This window comes from Aquipseudomonas alcaligenes NBRC 14159, assembly GCF_000467105.1.
GTDB classification, from domain to species: domain Bacteria; phylum Pseudomonadota; class Gammaproteobacteria; order Pseudomonadales; family Pseudomonadaceae; genus Aquipseudomonas; species Aquipseudomonas alcaligenes.
In genome coordinates, this window is the sequence record NZ_BATI01000008.1 from 89,912 (window position 1) to 114,100 (window position 24,189).

The 24,189-nt window shown below is 66.3% G+C and carries 24 protein-coding genes; 13 read left to right on the forward strand and 11 right to left on the reverse strand.

Translation table 11 applies throughout. The features are described from left to right. Nucleotides 1-69 precede the first annotated feature (69 nt). The 5 genes from PA6_RS05920 to ftsY all read right to left on the reverse strand — a co-directional run bounded on the left by PA6_RS05920 (nt 70) and on the right by ftsY (nt 4,792). Nucleotides 70-672, reverse strand: coding sequence for a hypothetical protein (locus PA6_RS05920; RefSeq protein ID WP_043216331.1), 603 nt, complete (start codon nt 670-672; stop codon nt 70-72). Nucleotides 673-731: 59 nt separating this feature from the next. Further along, nucleotides 732-1,586 (reverse strand): RNA polymerase sigma factor RpoH, encoded by an 855-nt coding sequence (rpoH, locus tag PA6_RS05925; RefSeq protein WP_021699982.1) that lies wholly within the window; start codon nt 1,584-1,586, stop codon nt 732-734. Nucleotides 1,587-1,701: 115 nt separating this feature from the next. Further along, nucleotides 1,702-2,712 (reverse strand): permease-like cell division protein FtsX, encoded by a 1,011-nt coding sequence (gene ftsX / locus PA6_RS05930; RefSeq protein WP_021699983.1) that lies wholly within the window; start codon nt 2,710-2,712, stop codon nt 1,702-1,704. Beyond that, on the reverse strand, nt 2,712-3,380 hold the full coding sequence (ftsE, locus tag PA6_RS05935; RefSeq protein ID WP_021699984.1) for a cell division ATP-binding protein FtsE: 669 nt from the start codon (nt 3,378-3,380) through the stop codon (nt 2,712-2,714). Before ftsE ends, ftsX begins: the two co-directional genes overlap by 1 nt. Next, a complete protein-coding gene (ftsY, locus tag PA6_RS05940) occupies nt 3,377-4,792 on the reverse strand; it encodes a signal recognition particle-docking protein FtsY (protein ID WP_021699985.1) in 1,416 nt (471 codons plus the stop codon). The genes ftsE and ftsY overlap by 4 nt, the downstream gene beginning before the upstream one ends. Before the next feature lie 332 nt (nt 4,793-5,124). Between ftsY and PA6_RS05945 the strand changes: the two genes are divergently transcribed. The 4 genes from PA6_RS05945 (at nt 5,125) to rsmD (ending at nt 9,110) form a co-directional block, all read left to right on the forward strand. Next, nucleotides 5,125-5,559, forward strand: coding sequence for a BLUF domain-containing protein (locus PA6_RS05945; protein ID WP_021699986.1), 435 nt, complete (start codon nt 5,125-5,127; stop codon nt 5,557-5,559). A gap of 106 nt (nt 5,560-5,665) precedes the next feature. Further along, nucleotides 5,666-7,030 (forward strand): M16 family metallopeptidase, encoded by a 1,365-nt coding sequence (locus PA6_RS05950; RefSeq protein ID WP_021699987.1) that lies wholly within the window; start codon nt 5,666-5,668, stop codon nt 7,028-7,030. Further along, on the forward strand, nt 7,027-8,502 hold the full coding sequence (locus PA6_RS05955; RefSeq protein WP_021699988.1) for a M16 family metallopeptidase: 1,476 nt from the start codon (nt 7,027-7,029) through the stop codon (nt 8,500-8,502). The genes PA6_RS05950 and PA6_RS05955 overlap by 4 nt, the downstream gene beginning before the upstream one ends. Then, the gene (gene rsmD / locus PA6_RS05960; RefSeq protein ID WP_021699989.1) at nt 8,502-9,110 is read left to right on the forward strand and encodes a 16S rRNA (guanine(966)-N(2))-methyltransferase RsmD; all 609 of its coding nucleotides are present in this window, start codon (nt 8,502-8,504) and stop codon (nt 9,108-9,110) included. Before PA6_RS05955 ends, rsmD begins: the two co-directional genes overlap by 1 nt. Nucleotides 9,111-9,157: 47 nt before the next feature. Here the strand turns inward: rsmD and PA6_RS05965 are convergent, their stop codons facing one another. Further along, complete coding sequence (locus tag PA6_RS05965; RefSeq protein ID WP_021699990.1) at nt 9,158-9,562, reverse strand: hypothetical protein; 405 nt, start codon at nt 9,560-9,562, stop codon at nt 9,158-9,160. Between the two features lie 200 nt (nt 9,563-9,762). Between PA6_RS05965 and PA6_RS05970 the strand changes: the two genes are divergently transcribed. Next, nucleotides 9,763-10,746 (forward strand): hydrolase, encoded by a 984-nt coding sequence (locus PA6_RS05970; RefSeq protein WP_021699991.1) that lies wholly within the window; start codon nt 9,763-9,765, stop codon nt 10,744-10,746. Here PA6_RS05970 and PA6_RS05975 read toward each other — a convergent pair. Beyond that, nucleotides 10,743-11,405 (reverse strand): TetR/AcrR family transcriptional regulator, encoded by a 663-nt coding sequence (locus tag PA6_RS05975; protein WP_021699992.1) that lies wholly within the window; start codon nt 11,403-11,405, stop codon nt 10,743-10,745. The two genes, PA6_RS05970 and PA6_RS05975, sit on opposite strands and share 4 nt — an antisense overlap. A 143-nt stretch (nt 11,406-11,548) precedes the next feature. Here PA6_RS05975 and PA6_RS05980 point away from each other — a divergent pair, with 143 nt between their 5' ends. The 6 genes from PA6_RS05980 (at nt 11,549) to ggt (ending at nt 17,940) form a co-directional block, all read left to right on the forward strand. After that, nucleotides 11,549-12,979, forward strand: a complete 1,431-nt coding sequence (locus PA6_RS05980) for a coniferyl aldehyde dehydrogenase (protein WP_021699993.1) — start codon at nt 11,549-11,551, stop codon at nt 12,977-12,979. A gap of 9 nt (nt 12,980-12,988) precedes the next feature. Then, a complete protein-coding gene (locus PA6_RS05985) occupies nt 12,989-13,534 on the forward strand; it encodes a hypothetical protein (protein ID WP_021699994.1) in 546 nt (181 codons plus the stop codon). 67 nt (nt 13,535-13,601) lie between these two features. Then, complete coding sequence (locus PA6_RS05990; RefSeq protein WP_021699995.1) at nt 13,602-15,194, forward strand: GMC family oxidoreductase; 1,593 nt, start codon at nt 13,602-13,604, stop codon at nt 15,192-15,194. A gap of 148 nt (nt 15,195-15,342) precedes the next feature. Next, complete coding sequence (gene coaD / locus PA6_RS05995; protein WP_021699996.1) at nt 15,343-15,822, forward strand: pantetheine-phosphate adenylyltransferase; 480 nt, start codon at nt 15,343-15,345, stop codon at nt 15,820-15,822. A gap of 124 nt (nt 15,823-15,946) precedes the next feature. Next, nucleotides 15,947-16,198, forward strand: coding sequence for a YfhL family 4Fe-4S dicluster ferredoxin (locus PA6_RS06000; protein WP_021699997.1), 252 nt, complete (start codon nt 15,947-15,949; stop codon nt 16,196-16,198). Nucleotides 16,199-16,266: 68 nt separating this feature from the next. Further along, nucleotides 16,267-17,940 (forward strand): gamma-glutamyltransferase, encoded by a 1,674-nt coding sequence (ggt, locus tag PA6_RS06005; protein ID WP_021699998.1) that lies wholly within the window; start codon nt 16,267-16,269, stop codon nt 17,938-17,940. 60 nt (nt 17,941-18,000) lie between these two features. On the opposite strand, the gene PA6_RS06010 is transcribed toward ggt, so the two are convergent. The 4 genes from PA6_RS06010 to PA6_RS06025 all read right to left on the reverse strand — a co-directional run bounded on the left by PA6_RS06010 (nt 18,001) and on the right by PA6_RS06025 (nt 20,783). Beyond that, nucleotides 18,001-18,339: a multidrug transporter gene (locus PA6_RS06010; protein WP_043216332.1), complete on the reverse strand. Its 339-nt coding sequence runs from the start codon at nt 18,337-18,339 to the stop codon at nt 18,001-18,003. A gap of 84 nt (nt 18,340-18,423) precedes the next feature. Continuing rightward, a complete protein-coding gene (locus PA6_RS06015) occupies nt 18,424-19,002 on the reverse strand; it encodes a lysophospholipid acyltransferase family protein (RefSeq protein WP_021700000.1) in 579 nt (192 codons plus the stop codon). Nucleotides 19,003-19,040: 38 nt separating this feature from the next. Continuing rightward, complete coding sequence (mutM, locus tag PA6_RS06020; protein ID WP_021700001.1) at nt 19,041-19,853, reverse strand: bifunctional DNA-formamidopyrimidine glycosylase/DNA-(apurinic or apyrimidinic site) lyase; 813 nt, start codon at nt 19,851-19,853, stop codon at nt 19,041-19,043. A gap of 63 nt (nt 19,854-19,916) precedes the next feature. Then, nucleotides 19,917-20,783 (reverse strand): HDOD domain-containing protein, encoded by an 867-nt coding sequence (locus PA6_RS06025; protein ID WP_043216333.1) that lies wholly within the window; start codon nt 20,781-20,783, stop codon nt 19,917-19,919. 129 nt (nt 20,784-20,912) lie between these two features. Here PA6_RS06025 and PA6_RS06030 point away from each other — a divergent pair, with 129 nt between their 5' ends. Both PA6_RS06030 and ilvD read left to right on the forward strand, forming a co-directional pair. After that, nucleotides 20,913-22,109: a class I SAM-dependent rRNA methyltransferase gene (locus tag PA6_RS06030; protein WP_021700003.1), complete on the forward strand. Its 1,197-nt coding sequence runs from the start codon at nt 20,913-20,915 to the stop codon at nt 22,107-22,109. Between the two features lie 215 nt (nt 22,110-22,324). Then, complete coding sequence (ilvD, locus tag PA6_RS06035; protein ID WP_021700004.1) at nt 22,325-24,163, forward strand: dihydroxy-acid dehydratase; 1,839 nt, start codon at nt 22,325-22,327, stop codon at nt 24,161-24,163. Nucleotides 24,164-24,189: the final 26 nt, after the last annotated feature.

Below are 24,189 nucleotides of genomic sequence, written 5' to 3' on the forward strand. Positions count from 1 at the left end.
TACAGGATCCTGCCGGCAAGGCGCCCTGCCCCGCCACACCGGACACGCCAGCCGCCAATGCCGAGGACGTCAGCGACTGAGCAATCGTCGCGGCACTGCTCGCAGCAACTGCAGCTGTTCGCCGCGCAGGTGCGCGGTCAGGCCCAGCTGCGGATAGACCCAGGCTTCTCCCTCTTGCAGCTGCAGGCGCAGGCGCGGCTCGCCCAGACTGGCGCTGAGGCCCGCCGCGGGGACGGCCTGCTGCGGCTTCAGGTTGAGCGCCTCGATGCGCTGCCCGGCCAACTGCTCGAGCATCTGTGCCGATTGCGGCAGCTCCGCATCATTGGGCTTCACCCCGCTGGCGGCCGCCAGGCTGCTGCGCTGGGTATCGCTGAGGGCCAGCTCGGCCTCCAGTGCCCAGGTGCCCGAAGCCAGGGACTGGTTATCGCGCAGCACCAGGCGCGGGCCATCGAGACGTGGCTGCAGCCACAGCTCGGCCGCAGGCAGCCGGGCCTTCAACTGGCCCAGGGTCAGGCGGTCTTCGGCCAGTGGCTGCAGCACTCCCGCCTGCCACTCGCTCCACCAGGGCAGCGGCGCGGTCTTTTCGGCCCGCGGCAGCAGCCACCAGTAGCCAAGCAGGCAGCTGGCCAGGGCGACGATAGTGAACAGCAAGGCAGGCGGACGACGACTCACGAAAAGGCTCCGGACAGAAAAAAGCCGCACCTGGGTGCGGCTTTGCGGGGTGCTGCAGCTTACGCCTGAATCGAGCCCTTGAGCTTGTTCATGGCGTTTTTCTCCAGCTGGCGGATACGCTCGGCCGAGACGTTGTACTTGGCGGCCAGGTCGTGCAGGGTCGCCTTCTCCTCGGCCAGCCAGCGCTGGTAGAGGATGTCGCGACTGCGCTCGTCCAGGCCTTCCAGCGCCTCGTGCAGATTGGCGCTGGAGCTGTCGCTCCAGTCGGCATCTTCCAGCTGGCGCGCCGGGTCGTAGCGATGGTCTTCTAGGTAGTGGGCCGGCGACTGGTAGGCGGTGTCGTCGTCGGCATCGGCGGCCGGATCGAAAGCCATGTCCTGACCGGACAGGCGGCTCTCCATCTCGCGCACTTCACGCGGCTCCACGCCCAGGCTCTCGGCCACGGCATGGACTTCGTCATTGCTCAGCCAGGCCAGACGCTTCTTCTGGCTGCGCAGGTTGAAGAACAGCTTGCGCTGCGCCTTGGTGGTGGCGACCTTGACGATACGCCAGTTGCGCAGGATGAACTCGTGGATCTCGGCCTTGATCCAGTGCACGGCGAAGGACACCAGGCGCACACCCATTTCCGGGTTGAAGCGCTTGACCGCCTTCATCAGGCCGACGTTGCCTTCCTGGATCAGATCGGCCTGGGACAGGCCATAGCCGGCATAGCTACGGGCGATATGCACGACGAAACGCAGGTGGGCCAGCACCATCTGGCGCGCGGCTTCCAGGTCTTGCTCGTAGTAGAGACTCTCGGCCAGCTCGCGCTCCTGCTCGACGGTCAGCAGCGGGATGCTGTTCACCGCATGCACGTAGGCCTCCAGGTTGGCGCCTGGGACTAGGGCATGGACAGGTTGCAGGGCAGTGGTCATCAAAAACCTCCGGTATTACAGGGCTGGTGCAGTCTAGCACTGCCGATTCTGAGCAGGGAACCGGTGGAAAAGTTCCCTTACAGATGTTCAATTTTTGATCGAAATCAAGGGATTGCTAGCGTGGTGCAAGCTCGCTCAGGTGCCGCGCCACAGCCAGCCAGGCGCCAATATAGCCGAGGAACAGCGCTCCCAACAGCAGCGACAGACCATCGGCCACCGGCACGCCATCCAGGGCGAAGTCGCTACCGTAGAGGCCGGCCAGGCGCACCACCGCATCGTTCAGCCAGTCCAGGCCGAAGGCCAGCAGCCCCCAGGCCAGCAGCCCGGCGCCCAGGCCATAGAGCGCGCCCATATAAAGGAAAGGACGACGCACATAGCCATCGGTGCCGCCCACCAGCTTGATCACCTCGATCTCGCTGCGGCGGTTTTCGATATGCAGGCGGATGGTATTGCCGATCACCAGCAGCAGCGCCATCACCAGCAGCAGAGTCAGGCCGAAGACGAAGCGATCACCCAGGCCGAGGATGGCGGTCAGACGCTCCACCCACTGCAGGTCGAGCTGCGCCTGATCGACGCCCGGCATTTCACTGAGGCGCAGACGCAGGGCCTCGAGGCGCGGCTTGTCGATTTCCTTGGGCGTCACCACCACCACCGCCGGCAGCGGATTCTCCGGCAGATCGCGCAGCGCCTGACCGAGCCCGGATTGCTGCTCGAACGCCGCCAGACCGGCCTCGCGGCCGATGAACTCGGCTTCGGCGACGTCATCCAGCGCGGCGATCTCGTCGCGCAACTGCAGACCGGCGTCATCACCGGCCTCCACCTTGAGGTACAGGGAAATCTGCGCCGCCTTCTGCCAGGAGCCGCCGAGACGCTCGACGTTGTCCAGCAACAGGGCCAGGCCCATGGGCAGCGACAGCGCCACGGCCATCACCAGGCAGGTGAAGAAGCTGCCGATCGGCTGACCGACCAGGCGCCCGAGACTGTCGACCAGGCTGGCACGATGGCTCTCGACCCAGGCGGCGAACAGATGGGAGAAGTCCGGGCCCTGCTTGATCGGCTTGTCGGCCTTGCTCTGCACGGCGCCGACACGCTCGGCAGCCTTGATATTGCGTTGCTTGTCGCTCATCAGCCGGCCTCCCCATCGCCGATCAATCGGCCGCGTTGCAGGGTGAGCATGCGGTGGCGCATGCGCGCGATCAGGGCCAGGTCGTGACTGGCGATCAGCACGGTGGTGCCGAGGCGGTTGATGTCCTCGAACACGCCCATGATCTCCGCGGCCAGGCGCGGGTCGAGGTTACCGGTGGGTTCGTCCGCCAGCAGCAGGGCCGGGCGGTGCACCACGGCGCGGGCGATACCGACGCGCTGCTGCTGACCGGTCGAGAGGTCAGCCGGATACTGCTCGGCCTTATCCGACAGCGACACTCGCTCCAGTGCGGCGCCGACCCGCTTGGCGATGTCCGGCTTGGACAGGCCGAGGATCTGCAGCGGCAGGGCGACGTTGTCGAACACGCTGCGGTCGAACAGCAGCTGGTGGTTCTGGAACACCACGCCGATCTGCCGGCGCAGGAAGGGAATCTGCGCGGTAGTGATCTGCGACAGGTCCTGGCCGGCCAGCAGCAGCTTGCCGCTGGTCGGCCGCTCCATCGCCAGCAGCAGACGCAGCAAAGTGGACTTGCCGGCACCGGAATGGCCGGTGACGAACAGGAACTCGCCGCGGCGCACGTGGAAACTCAGTTCGTGCAACCCGACATGGCCATTGGGGTACCGCTTGCCGACCTGCTCGAATCGAATCATCCCTGTTCCTTCTCCGCGAAGAGCGCCTGGACGAAGTCCTCGGCAACGAAAGTGCGCAGATCGTCGATGCCTTCACCGACACCGATATAGCGGATCGGCAGGCCGAACTGCTTGGCCAGGGCGAAGATCACGCCGCCCTTGGCGGTGCCATCCAGCTTGGTCAGGGCCAGGCCGGTAAGGGCCACCGCCTGGTTGAACTGCTTGGTCTGGTTGATCGCGTTCTGCCCGGTGCCGGCGTCCAGCACCAGCAGCACCTCGTGCGGCGCCGTCTCATCCAGCTTGCCGATGACCCGACGGACCTTCTTCAGCTCTTCCATCAGGTTGTCTTTGGTGTGCAGACGTCCGGCCGTGTCGGCGATCAGCACGTCGATACCGCGCGCCTTGGCCGCCTGCACCGCATCGAAGATCACCGAAGCGGAATCGGCGCCGGTGTGCTGGGCGATCACCGCGATGTTGTTGCGCTCGCCCCACACCTGCAGCTGCTCGACGGCGGCGGCGCGGAAGGTATCGCCGGCGGCGAGCATGACCTTCTTGCCCTCGCCCTGCAGCTTCTTGGCCAGCTTGCCGATGGTGGTGGTCTTGCCGACGCCGTTCACGCCGACCACCAGGATCACGTAGGGCTGCTTCTCGGCGGCGATCAGCAAAGGCTGCTCGACCGGCTTGAGCAGCGCGCCCAGTTCTTCCTGCAGGGCCTTGTACAGCGCACCGCTGTCGGCCAGCTCCTTGCGCGCCACGCGCTTGGTCAGGCTGCCGATGATGGCGCCGGTGGCCTCGACGCCGACGTCGGCGGTGAGCAGACGCGTTTCCAGCTCTTCGAGCAGGTCGTCATCGATGGCCTTCTTGCCAAGGAACAGACTGGCCATGCCCTCGCCCAGGCTGGCGCTGGTCTTCGACAGGCTCTGCTTGAGGCGGGCGAACCAGCCGCCCTGGTTGTCACCGGGCTTGCTCTGCTCGGCCTGCACGGGTGCGGCTTCGGCCTCCGGCTGAGGCTCGGGCAGTACCTCGACCGGCAGCGGCTGCTCGTGCACCGGATGAGTGACTGCGGTGCCGGCATTGATGCGAAAGCGCGAGAAGGCCGGGCGCGGTGTCTCATCCACGGCAACGGTCGGCGGGGCAGTGTCTGTGGGCTCCACAATGGCAGGCGCAACCGGCACGGGCTCGGTCACCGGCACCTGCTCGGTAACGGCAGGCACCACGACCACCTCGGTGGGTACGGCCGGAGCCGGGGCCTCGACTGGGGCAGCCGGCGCAGCGGCAACCGGCTCCGCCGGCGGCGCCTCAGGTGTCGGCGCAGGCTGGGCCTGCTCGGCCGCTACCTGAGCAGCCTCCGGCTTCTTGCGCAGCCAGCCAAACAGGGATTTCTTCTCGCCGGACTGCTCCGGCGATGGCTTGTCGTCTTGGGAACCAAACATGGGGTCATCTCAAAGGGGGTAGGCGCCCGCGTAGCGCTTGGCTCTCCCCGAAATAGCTAGCCACTCACTTTGCCGGACTTCGGTGCCTGTTCTGCAGCCCAGGGGATGGCGGGGCGCCTGCATGGACGTACCGAAGAGACCAGCACACACGATGTGCCCGCGACTTTATCACTTTAGGCTGCCACCGGGCAGCGTTCGCCGTCCTGCGTCGAGACGGGAATCCGATGGCCGTCATGGCCGATGCGCCACTTCGCCAGCATTAATTCTGTACATAAACCTGTACAACAACGCAGAATTGCACTGTTTTAACTTTCGCAACGCCAGGTGACCCCATGCTCATTCGCCTTACTTACGCCAGCCGCGCAACCAATGGCGTCTCTTCGCAGCTGATTCGCGACATCCTCGACAGCTCTCAGCGCAACAACCCTGCCAAGGGGCTGACGGGCATGCTCTGCTGCAATGCGGAAATCTTCCTGCAGGTTCTGGAAGGGCCGCGCGCGGCAGTGAACGAGCTGTACACCCGGCTAGCCGATGATCATCGCCACAAGGACCTGACCATCCTCGACTATGCGGAAATCAGCGCCCGCCGTTACGCCAACTGGAGCATGGGCTGGGCCGGAGCTAAGCAGTCCAACCGGGAGCTGTTCCTGAAGTACTCCTGCAGTGATCGCTTCGATCCGTTCAGCATGCATGCCGAGCAAATTCGCGGGCTGCTGCTGGAACTGGAGGACAACGTCAGTGCCATCAAGCCCCCCTTGATCGACTAGCACGGCGCCTCGGCCGCAGAGAGTCTCGCTGCTTCGGGATACGGATCGGGTATTCTGATGTCCCACCGTCAACGTCGCCCCGACTCTCTGACAGGACTGATCATCAATGAATTCTGCTGTTCGCTATGGCCTGAGCCTGGTGCTTGGCGCACTGGGCATCCCGTTGGCTGCCCTCTGCGCCGAACCCCAGCCGACTCACGAGTTCACCCTGGACAACGGCCTCAAGGTCATCGTCCGCGAAGACCATCGCGCCCCCGTGGTGGTTTCGCAGCTCTGGTACAAGGTCGGCTCCAGCTACGAGACGCCCGGCCAGACCGGCCTGTCCCACGCCCTCGAGCACATGATGTTCAAGGGCAGCCGCAAACTCGGCCCCGGCGAGGCCTCGCGCATCCTGCGCGACCTCGGCGCCGAGGAAAACGCCTTCACCAGCGACGACTACACCGCCTATTACCAGGTGCTGTCGCGTGATCGCCTGGCCGTGGCCTTCGAGCTGGAGGCCGACCGTCTGGCCAGCCTCAAGCTGCCGGCCGACGAGTTCGCCCGCGAAATCGAGGTGATCAAGGAGGAACGCCGCCTGCGCACCGACGACAAGCCGACCTCGCTGGCCTACGAGCGCTTCAAGGCCATGGCCTACCCGGCCAGCGGCTACCACACCCCGACCATCGGCTGGATGGCCGACCTCGAGCGCATGACCGTCGAGGAACTGCGCGCCTGGTACCAGGCCTGGTATGCACCGAACAACGCCACCCTGGTGGTGGTTGGCGACGTGACCAAGGACGAGGTACGCGGCCTGGCCGAGCAGTACTTCGGCGCCATTCCACGGCGTGACGTGCCGCCGGCAAAGCTCCCGCGCGAGCTGGCCGAGCCCGGCGAACGCCGCCTCACGCTGCACGTGAAGACCCAGCTGCCGAGCCTGCTGATGGGCTTCAACGTGCCCGGCCTGGCCACCAGCGCCGATGCCCGCCAGGTGCAAGCGCTGCGCCTGATCGCCGCCCTGCTCGATGGCGGCTACAGCGCCCGCCTGCCGGCCAACCTGGAGCGTGGAGAGGAGCTGGGGTCAGGCGCCTCGGCCAGCTACGACGCCTTCCAGCGCGGCGACAGCCTGTTCCTGCTTTCCGCCACACCCAATGTGCAGAAGGGCAAGACCCTGGAGCAGGCCGAAGCCGGCCTGTGGCGCCAGCTGGAGACCCTGCAGAAGACGCCGCCGAGCGCCACCGAACTGGCACGGGTACGCGCCCAGGTGATTGCCGGGTTGGTCTACGAGCGCGACTCGATCACCAGCCAGGCCACCACCATTGGCGCGCTGGAGACCGTCGGCCTGTCCTGGACGCTGATGGACCAGGACCTCGCCGCCCTGGAAGCGGTCACACCAGCCGATATACAGAAAGCCGCGCAGACCTTCTTCACCCGCTCGCGCCTGGCGGTCGCCCATATCCTGCCCGAGAACCCTGCTGAAGGAGCCCAGCCATGAGCGAGCGTAACGGCCTGCGCTACGGCCTGCTCGGCCTCGGCCTGATCCTGCTGGTCGGGCTGCTGACATTCATCGCCACGCGCACCGCGCAGGCACCAACCACCAATGCGCCGGCATCGACCCAGCTGGAATCCTTGGCCGCGCTGGAGGGCCAGGCGCCGAGCAAGCGCACCCTGGACATCCAGCGCTGGCAGACCGCCGAAGGCGCCCGCGTGCTGTTCGTCGAGGCGCGCCAGCTGCCGATGTTCGACCTGCGTCTGACCTTCGCCGCCGGCAGCAGCCACGACGACGTGCCCGGCCTGGCCACCCTGACCAATGCCATGCTCAACGAAGGAGTGGCCGGCAAGGACGTCACCGCCATCGCCGAGGGCTTCGAAAGCCTGGGCGCCGAGTTCGGCAACGGCGCCTACCGCGACATGGCCATCGCCAGCCTGCGCAGCCTCAGCGCGCCAGCGCAGCGCGAGCCGGCACTCAAGCTGTTCGAACAGGTGGTCGGCCAGCCGACCTTCCCCGCCGACGCCCTGGCGCGCATCCAGAACCAGCTGCTGGCCGGCTTCGAATACCAGAAGCAGAACCCCGGCAAGCTTGCCGCCCTGCAGCTGTTCGAGCGCCTGTATGGCAAGCATCCCTATGCGCATCCGAGCGAAGGCACCGAGCAATCCATTCCCGGCATCTCGGTCGCACAGCTGCACGCCTTCCACCAGAAGGCCTACGCCGCCGGTAACGTGGTGATCGCCCTGGTCGGCGACCTCTCGCGCAGCGAGGCCGAAGCCATCGCCGCCGAAGTCTCCGCCGCCCTGCCCAAGGGCCCGGCACTGCCGCGCATCGCCCAGCCCGAGGAGCCCAAGGCCGGTCCCAGCCATATCGAGTTCCCCTCCAACCAGACCCACCTGCTGCTGGCCCAGCTCGGCGTCGATCGCCGCGCGCCGGACTATGCCGCACTGATACTGGGCAACCAGATCCTCGGCGGCGGCGGTTTCGGCACCCGCCTGATGGAGGAAGTGCGCGAGAAACGCGGGCTGACCTACGGAGTGTACTCCGGCTTCAGCGCCATGCAGGCGCGCGGCCCGTTCATGATCAACCTGCAGACCCGTGCGGAGCTGAGCGAAGGCACCCTCAAGCTGGTGCAGGACATCCTGCGCGACTACCTGGCCAACGGCCCGACCCAGAAGGAACTGGACGACGCCAAGCGCGAGATGGTCGGCAGCTTCCCGCTGACCACCGCGAGCAATGCCGATATCGTCGGCCAGCTCGGCAGCATGGGTTTCTATGACCTGCCGCTGACCTACCTGGACGACTTCATGAGCGAAGTGCAGGGCCTCACCGTGGAGCAGGTCAAGGCTGCCATGGCCAGGCACCTGGATGTCGACAAACTGGTGATCGTCACCGCCGGCCCCAGCGTCGCGCAGAAGCCGCTGCCACCTCCCACCGACAAACCGGCCGAGCAACCCGTCGGCCCGCCGGAGCACTGATGCGCAAGTCCCCAGGCAAGAAACCCACGGAACACAACGGCAGCGGCCAGCTGCGCATCATCGGTGGCGAATGGCGCAGCCGCCAGTTCAGCTTCCCGATGGCCCAGGGCCTGCGCCCGACGCCCAACCGCGTGCGCGAGACGCTGTTCAACTGGCTGGCGCCCTATGTCGAGGGCGCCCATGTGCTGGACTGCTTCACCGGCAGCGGTGCGCTGTTTCTCGAAGCCTTGTCGCGCGGCGCCAGCAGCGCCTTGGCACTGGACAGCAACAGTAACGCCGTGGCCAGCCTGCGCCAGATCCTCGCCACGCTGAAGTGCAGCAACGGCCAGGTACTGCAGGCCAATGCCCTGCAGTACCTGGAAAGCCAGCCGGCCACGCCCTATGACCTGCTGTTCCTCGACCCGCCCTTCGGTCAGGACCTGCTGGCCCCGGCCTGTGCGCTGCTGGAAGAAAAAGGCTGGCTGGCCAAGGACGCCTGGATCTACACCGAAAGCGAAACCGCCCCCTCGACCCTGGCCATGCCCGGCAACTGGCGCCTGCACCGCGAGCAGAAGGCCGGGCAGGTGTATTACGCGCTGTGGCAGCGCGGCGCCGCTCAGGGGCAGTGAAAAAACCGAAGGGCGCAGCAGGGCCGGTGATCCGTTCGCCCCTCCCCTCAGTAGAAGGCGACCGCCTGGCCGTCCCGGTCGAAGGCCAGGAAGTTGCCGATGCTGCCGCTCTCGATGGCGCCCACCATCATCTTCAGCGGTTGCTCGGCCTCGCCGGCGCTCGGCGCGATGCCGCCAAGCCCGGACAGGCAGGCGGCAAATAGCAGATCCCAGGCGATGCCGGTACGCCCGGACTCGCCCAGCAGGGCGGCGAAGTCGTCGATTTCCTCCGGCAGCTTGTCGACGCACAGCACCGGCTGCAGCGAACCGCCCTGGCCCTCCTGAAAACGCTGGCGCTCCGCCTCCGTGGCATCATCCGGCAATTGCGCGGCCACGAACACGAAAAGCAGACGCTGGGGTTCCACCTGCCCCCGGGCAGCACTGAGCAAATCGGCAAACTGGGTGATATTCATCGCATGGCATTCCCGAGGGCAAAAAGTTGAGCACAACCTGCACTGTAACCACTGCCGGCGGCTTGACCATATCTCTTAAGACATAGACGTCGGGCCAGATCGAGAGCCAGAGCGCTGCATTCAATCCATGCATAGTGCTTCTCTTTGCCGCATCCAGGTTCTAGCCTGAATTCATGAGCCCTGCTGTTATCGAGCCCGTCATGCCCAACTCCTTCCACGCCGCCTGGTGGCTATGCAATCCGCACCTGCAGACCCTGTGGGGCTCGCTGTGCCGCACCGCACCCGAACTGCAGCGTCGGCGCGAACGCCTGTGGCTGGACGATGGCGATTTTCTCGACCTGGACTGGCATGGCCCGCATGAGGCCGAAGCGCCGCTGGTGCTGGTGCTGCACGGGCTAACCGGCTCCTCCAGCTCGCACTACGTGCTGGGCCTGCAGCAGCAACTGGCCGCGCGCGGCTGGGCCAGCGCTGCACTGAACTGGCGCGGCTGCTCGGGTGAGCCCAACCTGCTGCCGCGCGGCTATCACTCCGGTGTCAGCGAAGACGTGTTCCGCGTGGTGCGCCACCTGCAGGCGCAACGACCGCTGGCGCCACTCTATGCGGTGGGCTATTCGCTGGGTGGCAACGTGCTGCTCAAGTACCTGGGCGAGTCGGGAGATGCCTCGGGCTTGCAGGCCGCGGTGGCGGTGTCGGTGCCGTTTCGCCTGGACCACTGCGCCGAGCGCATCGACCGCGGCTTCTCCAAGGTCTACCAGGCGCATTTCATGCGCGCGCTGGTCGCCTATGTGCGTGACAAGCAGCAACGCTTCACCGATGAGGGCCATCACGAACGCCTGGCGTTGCTGCAGCAGCTCGGCCCGCTGCAGGGCATGCGCACCTTCTGGGACTTCGACGGCCGCTTCACCGCGCCGCTGCACGGCTATGCCGACGCCGAGGACTACTATCGGCGCGCCTCCAGCCGCTACTTCCTCGGGCAAATCCGCACGCGCACGCTGATCATCCAGTCCAGCGACGACCCCTTCGTGTTTCCACACAGCGTGCCGACCGCCGCCGAGCTCTCCGCCTGCACCCGCCTGGAGCTGCACAGCCGCGGCGGGCATGTCGGCTTCATCGGTGGCTCGCCGCGCCAGCCCAGGTTCTACCTGGAAGAGCGCATTCCGGCCTGGCTGGCCGCCGCTGACTAACCGGTAATCGCCGCCATGGGCACATGCAGGCGCTGCAACAGCGCCTGCACCGCCGGACGCGCCGAGTCGGTGACGTAGCCACCCTCCAGCGCCAGGATCTGGTATACGCCGCGGCGCATCAGCTCCTCGCTGAGGTCTCCGGGGTTACTGCGCACGGTACACAGGAAGCGCACCCAGGAGGTCAGGATGATCCAGCTGTTAAGCACCAGCGCCTCGATCTGCTGGTCGTTCATCGCCAGGATGTCGGCGGCGGCGAAGCCACGATAGATCTCGGCGGCGGCCTGCATGCAGCGCGCGGCAAAAGCGCGATAGCGTTCGGCCAGTTGCTCGTCGGTCTCCAGCAGGTGCTCCAGGTCGCGATGGAGGAAACGATAGTGCCACATGGCCGCCAGCAGGGCTTCCAGATAGAAGGTCTTGTCCGCCACGGTCAGCGCGCGTCCCTCGGGGCGGCGCAGGAAGGCGTCGACGCGGCTTTCGTACTGGGCGAACAGCTCGGCGATGATCGCCTGCTTGTTGCGGAAGTGGTAATACAGGTTACCCGGCGACATCCCCAGGTGCGCGGCGATGTGATTGGTGGTGACGCTGCGTTCGCCCTGGGCATTGAACAGCTCCAGGCTGGCTTCGACGATGCGGTCGCGGGTCTTGTTCTTCGGGGCCATGGTTCGGCTCGGCGCTCGGAAAGGGCTAAAAGTACAGGGAAGCGCCCGATCTGACGACCGGCGCAGGCCTCGATTGACAGTTTAGAGCAATTACTCTAAAAGTCATTCCACTCCATTCCGCCGCTCCCCGAGAGGACGCCACCATGGTCGCCGACGTTGCCTATCTCCAACAAAACCAACAACAGATAGAGGCTCTGGAGCCGCTGCTGGCCGCCCAGCGCGCCGCCTACCGCGCCAACCCCATGCCCTCCGCCGAGCAGCGCCGCGCCTGGCTCAAGGCCCTGCGTGAGCTGATCCTGGGCGAGAAACAGGCACTGATCGAGGCGGTATCCCGCGACTTCAGCAACCGCGCTGCCGAGGAAACCCTGCTCGCCGAGATCATGCCCAGCCTGCATGGCATCGACTACGCCAGCAAACGCCTGGGCAAGTGGATGAAACCGTCACGGCGCAGCGTCGGCCTGGCCTTCCAGCCGGCCGCGGCCAAGGTGGTGTACCAGCCGCTTGGCGTGGTCGGCGTGATCGTGCCGTGGAACTACCCGCTGTACCTGGCCTTCGGCCCGCTGATCGGCGCCCTGGCCGCCGGCAACCGGGTGATGATCAAGATGAGCGAATCGACCCCGGCCACCTCGCAACTGGTCAAGGAGCTGCTGGCGCGCATCTTCCCCGAAGACATGGTCGCCGTGGTGCTGGGCGAGGCCGAGGTTGGCCAGGCCTTCTCCCGCCTGCCGTTCGACCACCTGCTATTCACCGGCGCCACCAGCATCGGCAAGCATGTGATGCGCGCCGCCGCCGAGAACCTGGTGCCGGTAACCCTGGAGCTGGGCGGCAAGTCGCCGGCCATCGTTTCCGCCGATGTGCCGCTGGCAGACGCCGCCGAGCGCATCGCCTTCGGCAAGACCATGAACGCCGGGCAGACCTGCGTGGCGCCGGACTATGTGCTGGTGCCGCAGGATCGCCTGGAAGGCTTCGTCGCCGCCTACCGTGCCGCCGTGCAGCGCTTCTACCCCAAGCTGGAAAACAACCCGGACTACACCGCCATCATCAACGAGCGCCAGCTCGGCCGACTCAAGGGCTACATCGCAGATGCCGAAGCCAAGGGCGGACAACTGGTGCCACTGTTCCCCGGCGACCAGGGCCGGCGCCTGGCGCACAGCCTGGTGCTCAACGTCAGCGACGAGATGAAGCTGATGCAGGAAGAAATCTTCGGTCCGCTGCTGCCGGTCGTGCCCTACCAGCGCCTGGACGAGGCCTTCGCCTACATCAACGACCGCCCGCGCCCACTGGCCCTTTACTACTTCGGCTATGACAAGGGCGAGCAGCAGCGCGTGCTGCACGAGACCCACTCCGGCGGCGTGTGCCTCAACGACACCCTGCTGCACGTGGCCCAGGACGACATGCCGTTCGGCGGCGTCGGCCCCTCCGGCATGGGCCACTACCATGGCCACGAGGGTTTCCTGACCTTCAGCAAGGCCAAGGGCGTGCTGATCAAGCAGCGCTTCAATGCCGCGCGGCTGATCTACCCACCCTACGGCACGACGATCCAGAAGCTGATCCAGAAACTGTTTATCCGCTGAGGGCTGCCGATGAACGATATCGCCAACGCCGCGCCGCAGCTGTCGCGCCGCGGCCTGCTCAAGGTCGGCCTGCTCGGTGGCGCCTTCCTCGCCACCGCCGGGGTCACCGCCAGCCTAAGCGGCTGCTCTGCCAGCGTCCCGGCGGCTGGCTACCAGGTGCTGCGCGCCAGTGATCTGCCCAGCCTGCGTGCAATCATCCCGGTAATGCTGGAAGGCGCGGTACGCCCAGAAGCCCTGCAGGCGGCGGTGGACGCGACCTTGCTGGGCGTCGACAACAACCTGCAGCACCTCTCGCCGGAGCTGCTCAAGCTGACCCAGCAGCTGTTCGACGTGCTGGCCATGGCCGTCACCCGCGGGCCGCTGACCGGTATCTGGGGCAGCTGGGAGAATGCTTCCCAGGCCGACATCCAGCAGTTCCTCAAGCGCTGGGAACACAGCTCGCTGGATCTGCTGCGCATGGGCCATGCCTCGCTGCTGCAGCTGATCCTGATGGCCTGGTACGCCCGGCCACAGTCCTGGGCCCATTGCGGCTACCCCGGTCCGCCGCAGTTCTGATCAACGGCCAGCGGCCAACACGCTCGCCCCTGACGCCGGGCAGAATGACAAGAATGAGAGCCTGAACATGCCTGTACCCGATATCTTCCGCGACGGCCTGGCCCGCGGCTGGACCACCTACAACGGCGCGCGCCTGGACAAGGATCTGCTGCTGGAGGCCGACGTGGCCATCATCGGCAGCGGTGCCGGGGGTGGTACCACGGCGGAAATCCTCAGCGCCGCCGGGCTGAAGGTGTTGCTGATCGAGGAAGGTCCGCTGAAGACCAGCAGCGACTTCAAGATGCAGGAGTCCGATGCCTACCCGCAGCTGTACCAGGAAGGCATCGGCCGCATGAGCAAGGACGGCGCCATCACCATCATGCAGGGCCGCGCCGTGGGCGGTACCACGCTGATCAACTGGACCTCCAGCTTCCGCACGCCGGAGCCGACCCTGCAGCACTGGGCCGACGCGCATGGCGTGAAGGGGCACAGCGCCGCCGACATGGCGCCCTGGTTCGAGAAGATGGAGCAGCGCCTGGGTGTCGCCCCCTGGGCCATGCCGCCGAACGCCAACAACCAGGTGATCAAGGACGGCTGCGAGCAGCTCGGCTACGCCTGGAAGATCATCCCGCGCAACGTGCGCGGCTGCTGGAACCTGGGCTACTGCGGCATGGGCTGCCCGGTCAACGCCAAGCAGTCGATGCTGGTCACAACCATTCCGGCCACCCTCGACAAGGGCGGCGCCCTGCTCTACCTGGCCCGTGCCGAGCGCCTCATCCATGACGGCGATCGCGTGACCGGCCTGGAATGCCTGGGCATGGATGAACGCGCGGTTGCCCCCAACGGCCGGCGCATCATGGTCAAGGCCCGCCACTACGTGCTGGCCGGCGGCGGCATCAACTCGCCGGCGCTGCTGCTGCGCTCGCAGGCGCCGGACCCGCATGGCCGGGTCGGCAAGCGCACCTTCCTGCACCTGGTGAACTTCTCGGCGGCGCAGTTCGAGCAGGTCATCAACCCCTTCTACGGCGCGCCGCAGTCGGTCTATTCCGACCACTTCCAGTGGGATGACGGCACCGCCGGACGCATGTCCTACAAGCTCGAGGTGCCGCCGATGCAGCCGGCCCTGGCCGCCACCCTGCTCGGCCGCTTCGGTGTCGACAACGCCTTGCGCATGGAGCAGCTGCCGCATACCAACGTGATGCTGGCGCTGATGCGTGACGGCTTCCACCCGGACAGCGCCGAAGGCCGCGTGGAACTGCGCGGCGATGGCACGCCGGTGCTCGACTACCGTATGACCGATTACACCTGGGACGGCCTGCGCCGGGCCTTCCACAGCATGGCCGAGATCCAGTTCGCCGCCGGCGCCAAGGCCGTGCTGCCCATCCATGCCGCGGCCGAGTACGTGAAGAGCCCGGCCGAGGCCAGGGCCCTGATCGATCGACTGGAGCTGCGCCTGTTCCAGACCCGCCTGGGCAGTGCCCACGTGATGGGCGGCTGTGCCATGGGCGAGGACGCGAAGAGCGCGGTGACCGACAGCCTCGGCCGTCATCACCAGCTGGAGAACCTGTCGATCCACGACGGCTCGCTGTTCCCCACCAGCATCGGAGCCAACCCGCAGCTGTCGATCTACGGCCTCACCGCCAAGCTCGCGACCCTGCTGGCGGAACGCCTGAAGGCCTGACGTGCGCCGCCTCGCGGCGCTCTAGAACGGGGCCTGAGGTGCCGACCGAGGCCCCGTCTGGGCGGCAGCGTACTGCCTGAGGGTTTTCCCCGGGGGAAACGCTGCGCTACCATCCGCGCACCCCAACCGCTCCGAGCAGGACGATGCGATGAATCGAGTGTTGTACCCAGGCACCTTCGACCCCATCACCAAGGGCCATGGCGACCTGGTGGAGCGCGCCTCGCGCCTGTTCGACCATGTCATCATCGCCGTGGCCGCCAGCCCGAAGAAGAACCCGCTGTTCCCGCTGGAGCAACGGGTGGCACTGGCTCAGGAAGTCACCGCGCACCTGCCCAACGTAGAAGTGGTCGGGTTCTCCACCCTGCTGGCGCATTTCGTCAAGGAACAGAACGCCAACATCCTGCTGCGCGGCCTGCGCGCGGTGTCGGACTTCGAGTACGAGTTCCAGCTGGCCAACATGAACCGCCAGCTGGCGCCGGACGTGGAGAGCATGTTCCTCACCCCGTCGGAGAAGTACTCCTTCATCTCCTCGACCCTGGTGCGCGAGATCGCCGCACTGGGTGGCGACATCAGCAAGTTCGTTCACCCGGCAGTCGCCGACGCCCTGGCCGAGCGCTTCAAGCGCTGAATGCCACACCCCGGCACGGGCGCCCCAGTCGCCCGTGCATGGCGTGATGTCCGGCAATCCGGCACAATTCGCCCATTGAATGCCTGGAAGTGCCATGCCCGTCGGGCCTGGCAGGAGTTGCCCGATGTCCCTGAAAATCACCGACGACTGCATCAACTGCGACGTTTGCGAGCCCGAGTGCCCGAATGGCGCCATCTCCCAGGGTGAGGAGATCTACGTGATCGACCCCAACCTGTGCACCGAATGCGTCGGCCACTACGACGAGCCGCAATGCCAGCAGGTCTGCCCGGTCGACTGCATCCCCCTCGATGACGCCAATGTCGAGAGCAAGGATCAGCTGATGGAGAAGTACCGGCGCATCACCGGCAAGGCCTGAGTCGCCCGCCACACCGCAAGGCTTCGATCTTCGCTAGGCTATGCACCTGCCCAGCACGGAACGAGCTCATGCCCTACAAGACGCTTCTCGCCTGCCTGCTGCTGACCTGCACGCTCGCCACCCAGGCAGCAGCGCCCAAACCGCAGCAGGCCGCCGTCGCCACCGCCCATCCGGCGGCCACCGTTGCCGGCCTGGAAACCCTGGCCCACGGCGGTAACGCCTTCGATGCCGCCGTCGCCATCGCGGCCGCGCTGGCCGTGGCCGAACCCTATGGCTCGGGCCTGGGCGGGGGTGGCTTTTTCCTGCTGCGCCAGGCCGGCGAGAAACCCGCGTACCGCTTCGTCGATGCCCGCGAGCGCGCGCCCCTGGCGGCCGGCCCGGACCTCTATCGGCGTAACGGGACGGTACAGCGCGAGCTGTCGCTGAACGGCCCGCTGGCTGCGGCCATCCCCGGCCTGCCGGCGGCCCTGGCACATCTGGCCGAGCGCTATGGCAAGCTGCCGCTGAACGATTCGCTGACCCCCGCAATCCGCCTGGCGCGCGATGGCGTGGGGATCGATCAGGTCTACCGCGAGCGGGCCGAATGGCGCCTGCAGGCACTGCAGCAGGACCCGGCCAGCGCGGCCATCTTCCTTGATCAGGGGCAAGTTCCTCCCCTGCACGGCCTGCTGCGCCAGCCGGCGCTGGCGCGCACCCTGGAACGCCTGGCGCGTGATGGCCATGCCGGCTTCTATGCCGGGGAGACAGCCCGCTTGCTGCTTGAGGGTGTCAAAACCGCCGGTGGCGTATGGAGTGCGCGCGACTTGCGCGACTACCGGGTGGTCGAGCGTCAGCCGCTGCGCATCAGCCTGAAGAGCGGCCGCGAGCTGATCACTGCACCGCCCCCTTCGGCCGGCGGCGTAGCCCTAGCGCAAAGCCTGCTGATGCTGCAGGAGCTGCCCTGGCAAAAAGCCGGCGCCGTGCAGCGCAGCCACTATGTGGTGGAGGTCCTGCGCCGCGCCTATCGCGACCGTGGCCTGCTGGGCGACCCGGACCAGGTGCGCAACCCGCTGCCCAGGCTGCTCGCCCCCGACTATCTGGAGAACCTGGCCAAGGGCATTGCCCTGCAGCATGCCACGCCCAGCACCAGCCTGCCGCCGGCACCAGGCTGGCGCGAGGGCGATCACACCACCCACTTCACCGTGCTCGACACCGAGGGCAATGCGGTGGCGGCCACCCTGTCGATCAACCTGCCATTCGGCGCAGCCTTCACCGCGCCCGGTACCGGCGTGCTGCTGAACAACGAGATGGACGACTTCGCCGCCGACCCCGGTGGCAGCAATGCCTACGGCCTGACGGGCAGCCAGGCCAACCTCATCGCCCCGGGCAAGCGGCCGCTGTCGTCGATGAGTCCGACCTTCATCGAAAGCAAGACCGAGCTGGCATCCTTCGGCACTCCCGGCGGCAGCCGCATTCCCAGCATGGTGCTGCTGGCCGCGCTCGACTACCTGGATGGCAAGCCGGTGCAGCAATGGCCGGCCACGCCGCGCTATCACCACCAGTATCTGCCGGATGTGGTCGAGTACGAGCCCGACGCCTTCAGCGCCAGCCAGCTGCGCAGTCTGGAGATGCGCGGCCACCGGCTCAAGCGGGTGGAGCGCCGCTATGGTAACCAGCAGGTGCTGCTGTGGCGCAAGGACAGCGGCCGGGTAGAGGCCGCCAGCGACCCCCGTGGCTTGGGGCGAGCCGAACTGTGGAAATAACCGCCGCAGAAACACAGAAGCCGGTCATCAGACCGGCTTCTGTGTTTCTGCGAGGAAGGATCAGTCCTTCTTGTAGCCGCTTTCGGTGCAGCCCAGGCAACGCACGAAGGCAGCCATGCCCGGCTCGACCACCAGCGCCTGACCAGCTTCCTTGACGTTGCCACCGGCAGCGGTGAACGGCAGGCTGACCAGGAACATACCGGCACCAATCACGGTACCCGCAATCAGCAGCGGACGCGCGATGAGCAGGTCACCCGCCATGGCGTAGCCTTTGGGAGCATTGGCGGTATAGATGGGGTCGCCGCTAGCATTCTGCTGAACCACTTCCGCCTGCGCCGGCAGTGCCAGCAGGCCAGTGGTCAGAGCCAACACAGCGGCGGTAGTGCGAAACAGGTTCATGGCGCGGTCCTTCATTTATGTAGTTATGGCAGAGCGTTGCAGCTAACTATAACAGCGCTCACGCAATTGTCAGCGTGAACCCTGTCAATCGCCGTAGAACGCATATTCCGGCTTCTTCGGCACATAGGGGCGGAAGAATGCCAGCAGCGCCTGCAAATCCGCCTCGGCATCACCGGTCGGCTGGAACGGCGCGCCGATCACCACGCGGCGGTTGGCGAAGTCCAGCGCCCCGGGCACGATCGGCACGCCGGCGCCCAGGGCGATATGGTAGAAGCCCATCTTCCAGCGCTCGACCTTCTTGCGCGTACCTTCCGGCGACAGCACCAGAATGAACTCGCGGTTGTCGCGAAAGCCCTGGATCGCCTGCTCCACCATGTTCAAGCTGAGGTGGCGCTGGATCGGAATGCCGCCCCAGCTGCGCATCAGCCCGCCGAAGGGCCAGCGGAAAATGCTGTGCTTGCCGAACCAGCGGGCGTTCAGGCGCAGCACGAACTTCAGGGCGATGAAGATCACGAAGTCCCAGTTGGAGGTGTGGTGGGCGCCGATGGCGACGAACTTGTCGAGCCGTGGCAGCTCGCCCTCGATGCGCCAGCCCATCAGCTTCAGCGCGGTGCGCCCGATCCACTCGGCGAGCGGGTTGGGCGGCAGGTAATTGCCGTACATCCTGGTTCCTACTGCTTGTTCTTATTCTGGGTGAAGCGTTAGCGCTGGCATTTCGGGCAGTACACGCTGGCGCGCTGGCCCAGTTTCACCTCGCGCAGGGTCGTGCCGCAAACCTTGCAGAACTCCCCGCCACGACCATAGGCAAACAGCTCCTGCTGGAAATAACCCGGCTGACCGTCACCACCGATGAAGTCGCGCAGGGTCGTGCCGCCGCGCTCGATGGCATAGGCGAGGATGCGCTTGATCTCTTCAGCCAGTTTCACATAGCGCGCCCGCGAGATGGAGCCGGCCTCGCGGCGCGGATCGATGCCGGCCGCGAACAGCGCTTCCGTCGCATAGATATTGCCGACGCCGACCACCACCGCGTTGTCCATGATGAAGGGCTTGACTGCCATGCTGCGCCCGCGCGACTGCTGGAACAGGCGCTCACCGTCGAAAGCCGCGGTCAGCGGCTCAGGCCCCAGTTTCGCCAGCAGCTCGTGACGCAGCGGATCGCTGCTCCACAGCAGCGCGCCAAAACGCCGCGGGTCGGTGTAGCGCAACGCCAGGCCCGACTCCAGCTCGATGTCGACATGCTCGTGCTTGGCCGCCGGCGTACCCACCGGCACCAGGCGCAGGTTGCCGGACATGCCCAGGTGGCCGATCAGCGTGCCGCTCTCGGCCTGGATCAGCAGGTACTTGGCGCGCCGCTCGACGCACTGGATGCGCTGGCCGGACAGGCGCACATCGAGTTCCTCGGGGATCGGCCAGCGCAGGCGGCGCTCGCGCACCACCACACGGGTGACGCGCTGCCCCTCCAGATGGGGGGCAATGCCACGGCGGGTGGTTTCGACTTCGGGTAGTTCGGGCATGCAGCGACTCGGTACGACGGTGAGCAGGCCGACAACCCTAGCAGGAAGGCGGCGGACGGGGAATCAGCCCGGCCCCAGCTCGCGAATCGACTCGCGCAGGTTCTCGAAGTCGTATTCGGACAGGCCCACATACTCCAGCACCAGGGTCTGGATACTTTCCCACTCATGGTCGCTTTCCTGGTTGCCCAGCACCCGGTAGGTCGAACAGATGTGCTCGGCCATCTTGAGGATCGCCATCAGCGTCTTCAGCGGTGCATCACGGCCGGTATCGTCCTCGAACAGCGACAGCGCATTGTGGTGATTGGCGATGGCCTCGCACAGGTGCAGTGGCAGGTTCCATGACTTGGCGGTGAAGTAGCCGACCACCGCATGGTTGGTATTGAGCAGGCGGTTCTCGGTGTCCACCACGCGACGCTCATGGCTGGCGTTGTAGTAAGCCTCCTCCAGCACCGTCATGTAGTTGGGGAAGCGCTTGACCATCAGCGGGATGCCGCAGTTGTGGAACAGGCCCAGGGTATAGGCCTCGTCCGGCGACTTGTAGCCGATGCGCTTGGCCAGCGTCAGGCAGGTCATGGCCACGTCCTGGGCGGTGTCCCAGAAGCGGTTCAAGGTGACGATCGCCTCGTCGGTCAGCTCGCCTTTGATCGACTGGGCATTGATCAGGTTGATCACCGAATTGCAGCCCAGCAGGTTGACCGCCTGCTGGATCGAGGCAATGCGGTTGGACAGGCCGAAATAGGGCGAGTTGACGATCTTCAGCAGCGCGCCGGAGAGGCCCGGGTCCTGGCTGATCAGCTTGGCGATGGTTTTCAGGTCCGGATTGGGCAGGAACTGCTCCATCTGCAGATCCACCATGATCTGTGGCTGCGGCGGCACGCTGATGCCCTGCAGCACCTGTTGGATCTGTTCGGCGGAGAGTTCTTGGGTCATGGCACGGGACTGAAGTGTGAGAATCGACACAGTTTAGCCAAAGCTTTCCCGACGCCACAGCCAACTTTTGTAAACGCCGTGAGCCGGGCGAAACGGCTATAATTCCGCTCTTTTTCGCGGAGTAGCCCCATGTCCCTGCCCAGCCTGCACCTCAAAGCCAACGCCGATCGTCGCCTGCGGGCCGGCCACCTGTGGGTCTACAGCAACGAGATCGATGTGGCCGCCACGCCGCTGAACCTGTTCCAGCCCGGCGACCAGGCCGTGCTCGAAGCCGCCGGCGGCAAGGCCCTGGGTATCGTCGCGATGAGCCCGAACAACCTGATCTGCGCCCGCCTGCTGTCGCGCGACGTCAAGCACGTGCTGGACAAGTCGCTGCTGGTGCACCGCCTCAACGTCGCCCTGAGCCTGCGCGAGCGCCTGTTCGACACCCCGCACTACCGCCTGGTGTACGGCGATTCCGACCTGCTGCCGGGCCTGGTGGTGGACCGCTTCGGCGACCACCTGGTGGTGCAGCTGGCCTCCGCCACCATGGAGCAGGCCAAGGACGCCGTCATCGACGCCCTGGTCCAGGTGCTCAAACCGCGCGGCATCCTGTTCAAGAACGACTCCGCCGCGCGTGACGCCGAGGGCCTCACCCGCTACGTCGAGACCGCCTTCGGCCTGGTGCCGGAGTGGGTGGCGCTGGAAGAGAACGGCGTGAAGTTCGAGGCGCCGGTGCAGGGCGGGCAGAAGACCGGCTGGTTCTACGACCACCGCATGAACCGCGCGCGCCTGGCCCCCTACGTCAAGGGCAAGCGCGTGCTCGACCTGTTCAGCTACGTCGGCGGCTGGGGCGTGCAGGCCGCCGCCTTCGGCGCCAGCGAAGTGTTCTGCGTCGACGGCTCGGCCCTGGCGCTGGACGGCGTGGAGCGCAACGCCACGCTCAACGGCGTGGCCGAGAAGGTCACCTGCATCGAGGGCGATGTGTTCGAGGCACTCAAGGAGCTGAAGGCCGCCGAGGAGCGCTTCGACGTGGTGGTCGCCGACCCGCCCGCCTTCATCAAGCGCAAGAAGGACCTGAAGAACGGCGAGGCTGCCTACCGCCGCCTCAACGAGCAGGCCATGCGCTTGCTCAACAAGGACGGCATCCTGGTCAGCGCCAGCTGCTCCATGCACCTGCCCGAGGACGACCTGCAGAACATCCTGCTGACCAGCGCCCGCCACCTCGACCGCAACATCCAATTGCTGGAACGCGGCGGCCAGGGCCCGGACCACCCGGTGCACCCGGCGATCCCGGAAACCCGCTACATCAAGAGCCTGACCGTGCGCCTGCTGCCCAACAGCTGAGTGCCGACCGCCTGCGGCCCGCCAACCTTCCCCCGGCGGCCGCGGCCGGCGTAGAATCGGGGCATTCCTCGCCAGGCATCCTCCGGCGGGCTTGTGAGCCCGGGCCGAGCGGACGGAGATCCCGTCCCGCTGCACGCCCTCCCTCGACGCGGCCATCTGCCGCCGACCCGCTCACCACACACCACTGCTTCCCTGATTAGCCGCAGGAATCCGTCATGCCCGATTACCGCTCGAAGACCTCCACCCACGGCCGCAACATGGCCGGCGCCCGCGCCCTGTGGCGCGCCACCGGGATGAAGGACGAAGACTTCAAGAAACCGATCATCGCCATCGCCAACTCCTTTACCCAGTTCGTCCCGGGCCATGTGCACCTGAAGGACCTAGGCCAGCTGGTCGCCCGCGAGATCGAGAAAGCCGGCGGCGTGGCCAAGGAATTCAACACCATCGCCGTCGACGACGGCATCGCCATGGGCCATGACGGCATGCTCTATTCGCTGCCGAGCCGCGAGATCATCGCCGACTCCGTAGAGTACATGGTCAACGCCCACTGCGCCGACGCCATCGTCTGCATCAGCAATTGCGACAAGATCACCCCCGGCATGCTGATGGCCGCGCTGCGCCTGAACATCCCGGTGGTGTTCGTCTCCGGCGGCCCGATGGAAGCCGGCAAGACCAAGCTGGCCAGCCACGGCCTCGATCTGGTCGACGCTATGGTGGTGGCCGCCGACGACTCCTGCTCCGACGAGAAGGTCGCCGAGTACGAGCGCAGCGCCTGCCCGACCTGCGGCAGCTGCTCCGGCATGTTCACCGCCAACTCGATGAACTGCCTGACCGAGGCCCTCGGCCTGTCGCTGCCGGGCAACGGCTCGACCCTGGCCACCCACAGTGATCGCGAGCAGCTGTTCCTGCGGGCCGGCCGCCTGATCGTCGACCTGTGCCGTCAGTACTACAACGAAGGCAACGACAACGTCCTGCCGCGCAACATCGCCAGCTTCAAGGCGTTCGAGAACGCCATGACCCTGGACATCGCCATGGGCGGCTCGACCAACACCATCCTGCACCTGCTGGCCGCCGCCCAGGAGGCCGAGCTGGCCTTCGACCTGCGCGACATCGACCGGCTGTCGCGCAAGGTGCCGCAGCTGTGCAAGGTGGCGCCGAACATCCAGAAGTACCATATGGAAGACGTGCACCGCGCCGGCGGCATCTTCTCCATCCTCGGCGAGCTGGCCCGTGGCGGCCTGCTGCACACCGACGTGCCGACCGTGCACAGCCCGAGCATGGCCGAGGCCATCGCCCAGTGGGACATCACCCAGACCAACGACGAGAAGGTCCACACCTTCTTCAAGGCCGGCCCGGCCGGCATCCCGACCCAGGTGGCGTTCAGCCAGAGCACCCGCTGGGACAGCCTGGACGACGACCGCGAGCACGGCTGCATCCGCTCGGTCGAGCACGCCTACTCGCAGGAAGGCGGCCTGGCCGTGCTGTACGGCAACATTGCCCTGGACGGCTGCGTGGTGAAGACCGCCGGCGTGGACGAATCCATCCACGTGTTCGAAGGCAACGCGAAGATCTTCGAGAGCCAGGACAGCGCTGTGAAGGGCATCCTCGCCGATGAAGTGAAGCCGGGCGACATCGTCATCATCCGCTACGAAGGCCCGAAAGGCGGCCCGGGCATGCAGGAAATGCTGTATCCGACCAGCTACCTGAAGTCCAAGGGCCTGGGCAAGCAGTGCGCCCTGCTCACCGATGGCCGCTTCTCCGGCGGCACCTCGGGCCTGTCCATCGGCCACGCCTCGCCGGAAGCCGCTGCCGGCGGCGCCATCGGCCTGGTCCAGGACGGCGACAAGGTGCTGATCGACATCCCCAGCCGCAGCATCAACCTGCTGGTATCGGATGAGGAGCTGGCCAAACGCCGCGCCGAGCAGGACAAAAAAGGCTGGAAGCCGGTCGCCCCGCGTGCACGCAAGGTGTCCACCGCACTGAAAGCCTACGCCCTGCTGGCCACCAGCGCCGACAAGGGTGCGGTACGCGACAAGGCACTGCTGGAAGGCTAAGCCACCTCTGCGCCAGCGCAGTCATA

What these genes read in the sequence shown, in the direction of transcription:
- rpoH (WP_021699982.1), bottom strand. Translation starts at nt 1,586, where the DNA reads ATGACCACTGCCCTGCAACCTGTCCATGCCCTAGTCCCAGGCGCCAAC.
- ftsX (WP_021699983.1), bottom strand. Translation starts at nt 2,712, where the DNA reads ATGAGCGACAAGCAACGCAATATCAAGGCTGCCGAGCGTGTCGGCGCC.
- ftsE (WP_021699984.1), bottom strand. Translation starts at nt 3,380, where the DNA reads ATGATTCGATTCGAGCAGGTCGGCAAGCGGTACCCCAATGGCCATGTC.
- ftsY (WP_021699985.1), bottom strand. Translation starts at nt 4,792, where the DNA reads ATGTTTGGTTCCCAAGACGACAAGCCATCGCCGGAGCAGTCCGGCGAG.
- PA6_RS05945 (WP_021699986.1), top strand. Translation starts at nt 5,125, where the DNA reads ATGCTCATTCGCCTTACTTACGCCAGCCGCGCAACCAATGGCGTCTCT.
- PA6_RS05950 (WP_021699987.1), top strand. Translation starts at nt 5,666, where the DNA reads ATGAATTCTGCTGTTCGCTATGGCCTGAGCCTGGTGCTTGGCGCACTG.
- PA6_RS05955 (WP_021699988.1), top strand. Translation starts at nt 7,027, where the DNA reads ATGAGCGAGCGTAACGGCCTGCGCTACGGCCTGCTCGGCCTCGGCCTG.
- rsmD (WP_021699989.1), top strand. Translation starts at nt 8,502, where the DNA reads ATGCGCAAGTCCCCAGGCAAGAAACCCACGGAACACAACGGCAGCGGC.
- PA6_RS05965 (WP_021699990.1), bottom strand. Translation starts at nt 9,562, where the DNA reads ATGAATATCACCCAGTTTGCCGATTTGCTCAGTGCTGCCCGGGGGCAG.
- PA6_RS05970 (WP_021699991.1), top strand. Translation starts at nt 9,763, where the DNA reads ATGCCCAACTCCTTCCACGCCGCCTGGTGGCTATGCAATCCGCACCTG.
- PA6_RS05975 (WP_021699992.1), bottom strand. Translation starts at nt 11,405, where the DNA reads ATGGCCCCGAAGAACAAGACCCGCGACCGCATCGTCGAAGCCAGCCTG.
- PA6_RS05980 (WP_021699993.1), top strand. Translation starts at nt 11,549, where the DNA reads ATGGTCGCCGACGTTGCCTATCTCCAACAAAACCAACAACAGATAGAG.
- PA6_RS05985 (WP_021699994.1), top strand. Translation starts at nt 12,989, where the DNA reads ATGAACGATATCGCCAACGCCGCGCCGCAGCTGTCGCGCCGCGGCCTG.
- PA6_RS05990 (WP_021699995.1), top strand. Translation starts at nt 13,602, where the DNA reads ATGCCTGTACCCGATATCTTCCGCGACGGCCTGGCCCGCGGCTGGACC.
- coaD (WP_021699996.1), top strand. Translation starts at nt 15,343, where the DNA reads ATGAATCGAGTGTTGTACCCAGGCACCTTCGACCCCATCACCAAGGGC.
- PA6_RS06000 (WP_021699997.1), top strand. Translation starts at nt 15,947, where the DNA reads ATGTCCCTGAAAATCACCGACGACTGCATCAACTGCGACGTTTGCGAG.
- ggt (WP_021699998.1), top strand. Translation starts at nt 16,267, where the DNA reads ATGCCCTACAAGACGCTTCTCGCCTGCCTGCTGCTGACCTGCACGCTC.
- PA6_RS06010 (WP_043216332.1), bottom strand. Translation starts at nt 18,339, where the DNA reads ATGAACCTGTTTCGCACTACCGCCGCTGTGTTGGCTCTGACCACTGGC.
- PA6_RS06015 (WP_021700000.1), bottom strand. Translation starts at nt 19,002, where the DNA reads ATGTACGGCAATTACCTGCCGCCCAACCCGCTCGCCGAGTGGATCGGG.
- mutM (WP_021700001.1), bottom strand. Translation starts at nt 19,853, where the DNA reads ATGCCCGAACTACCCGAAGTCGAAACCACCCGCCGTGGCATTGCCCCC.
- PA6_RS06025 (WP_043216333.1), bottom strand. Translation starts at nt 20,783, where the DNA reads ATGACCCAAGAACTCTCCGCCGAACAGATCCAACAGGTGCTGCAGGGC.
- PA6_RS06030 (WP_021700003.1), top strand. Translation starts at nt 20,913, where the DNA reads ATGTCCCTGCCCAGCCTGCACCTCAAAGCCAACGCCGATCGTCGCCTG.
- ilvD (WP_021700004.1), top strand. Translation starts at nt 22,325, where the DNA reads ATGCCCGATTACCGCTCGAAGACCTCCACCCACGGCCGCAACATGGCC.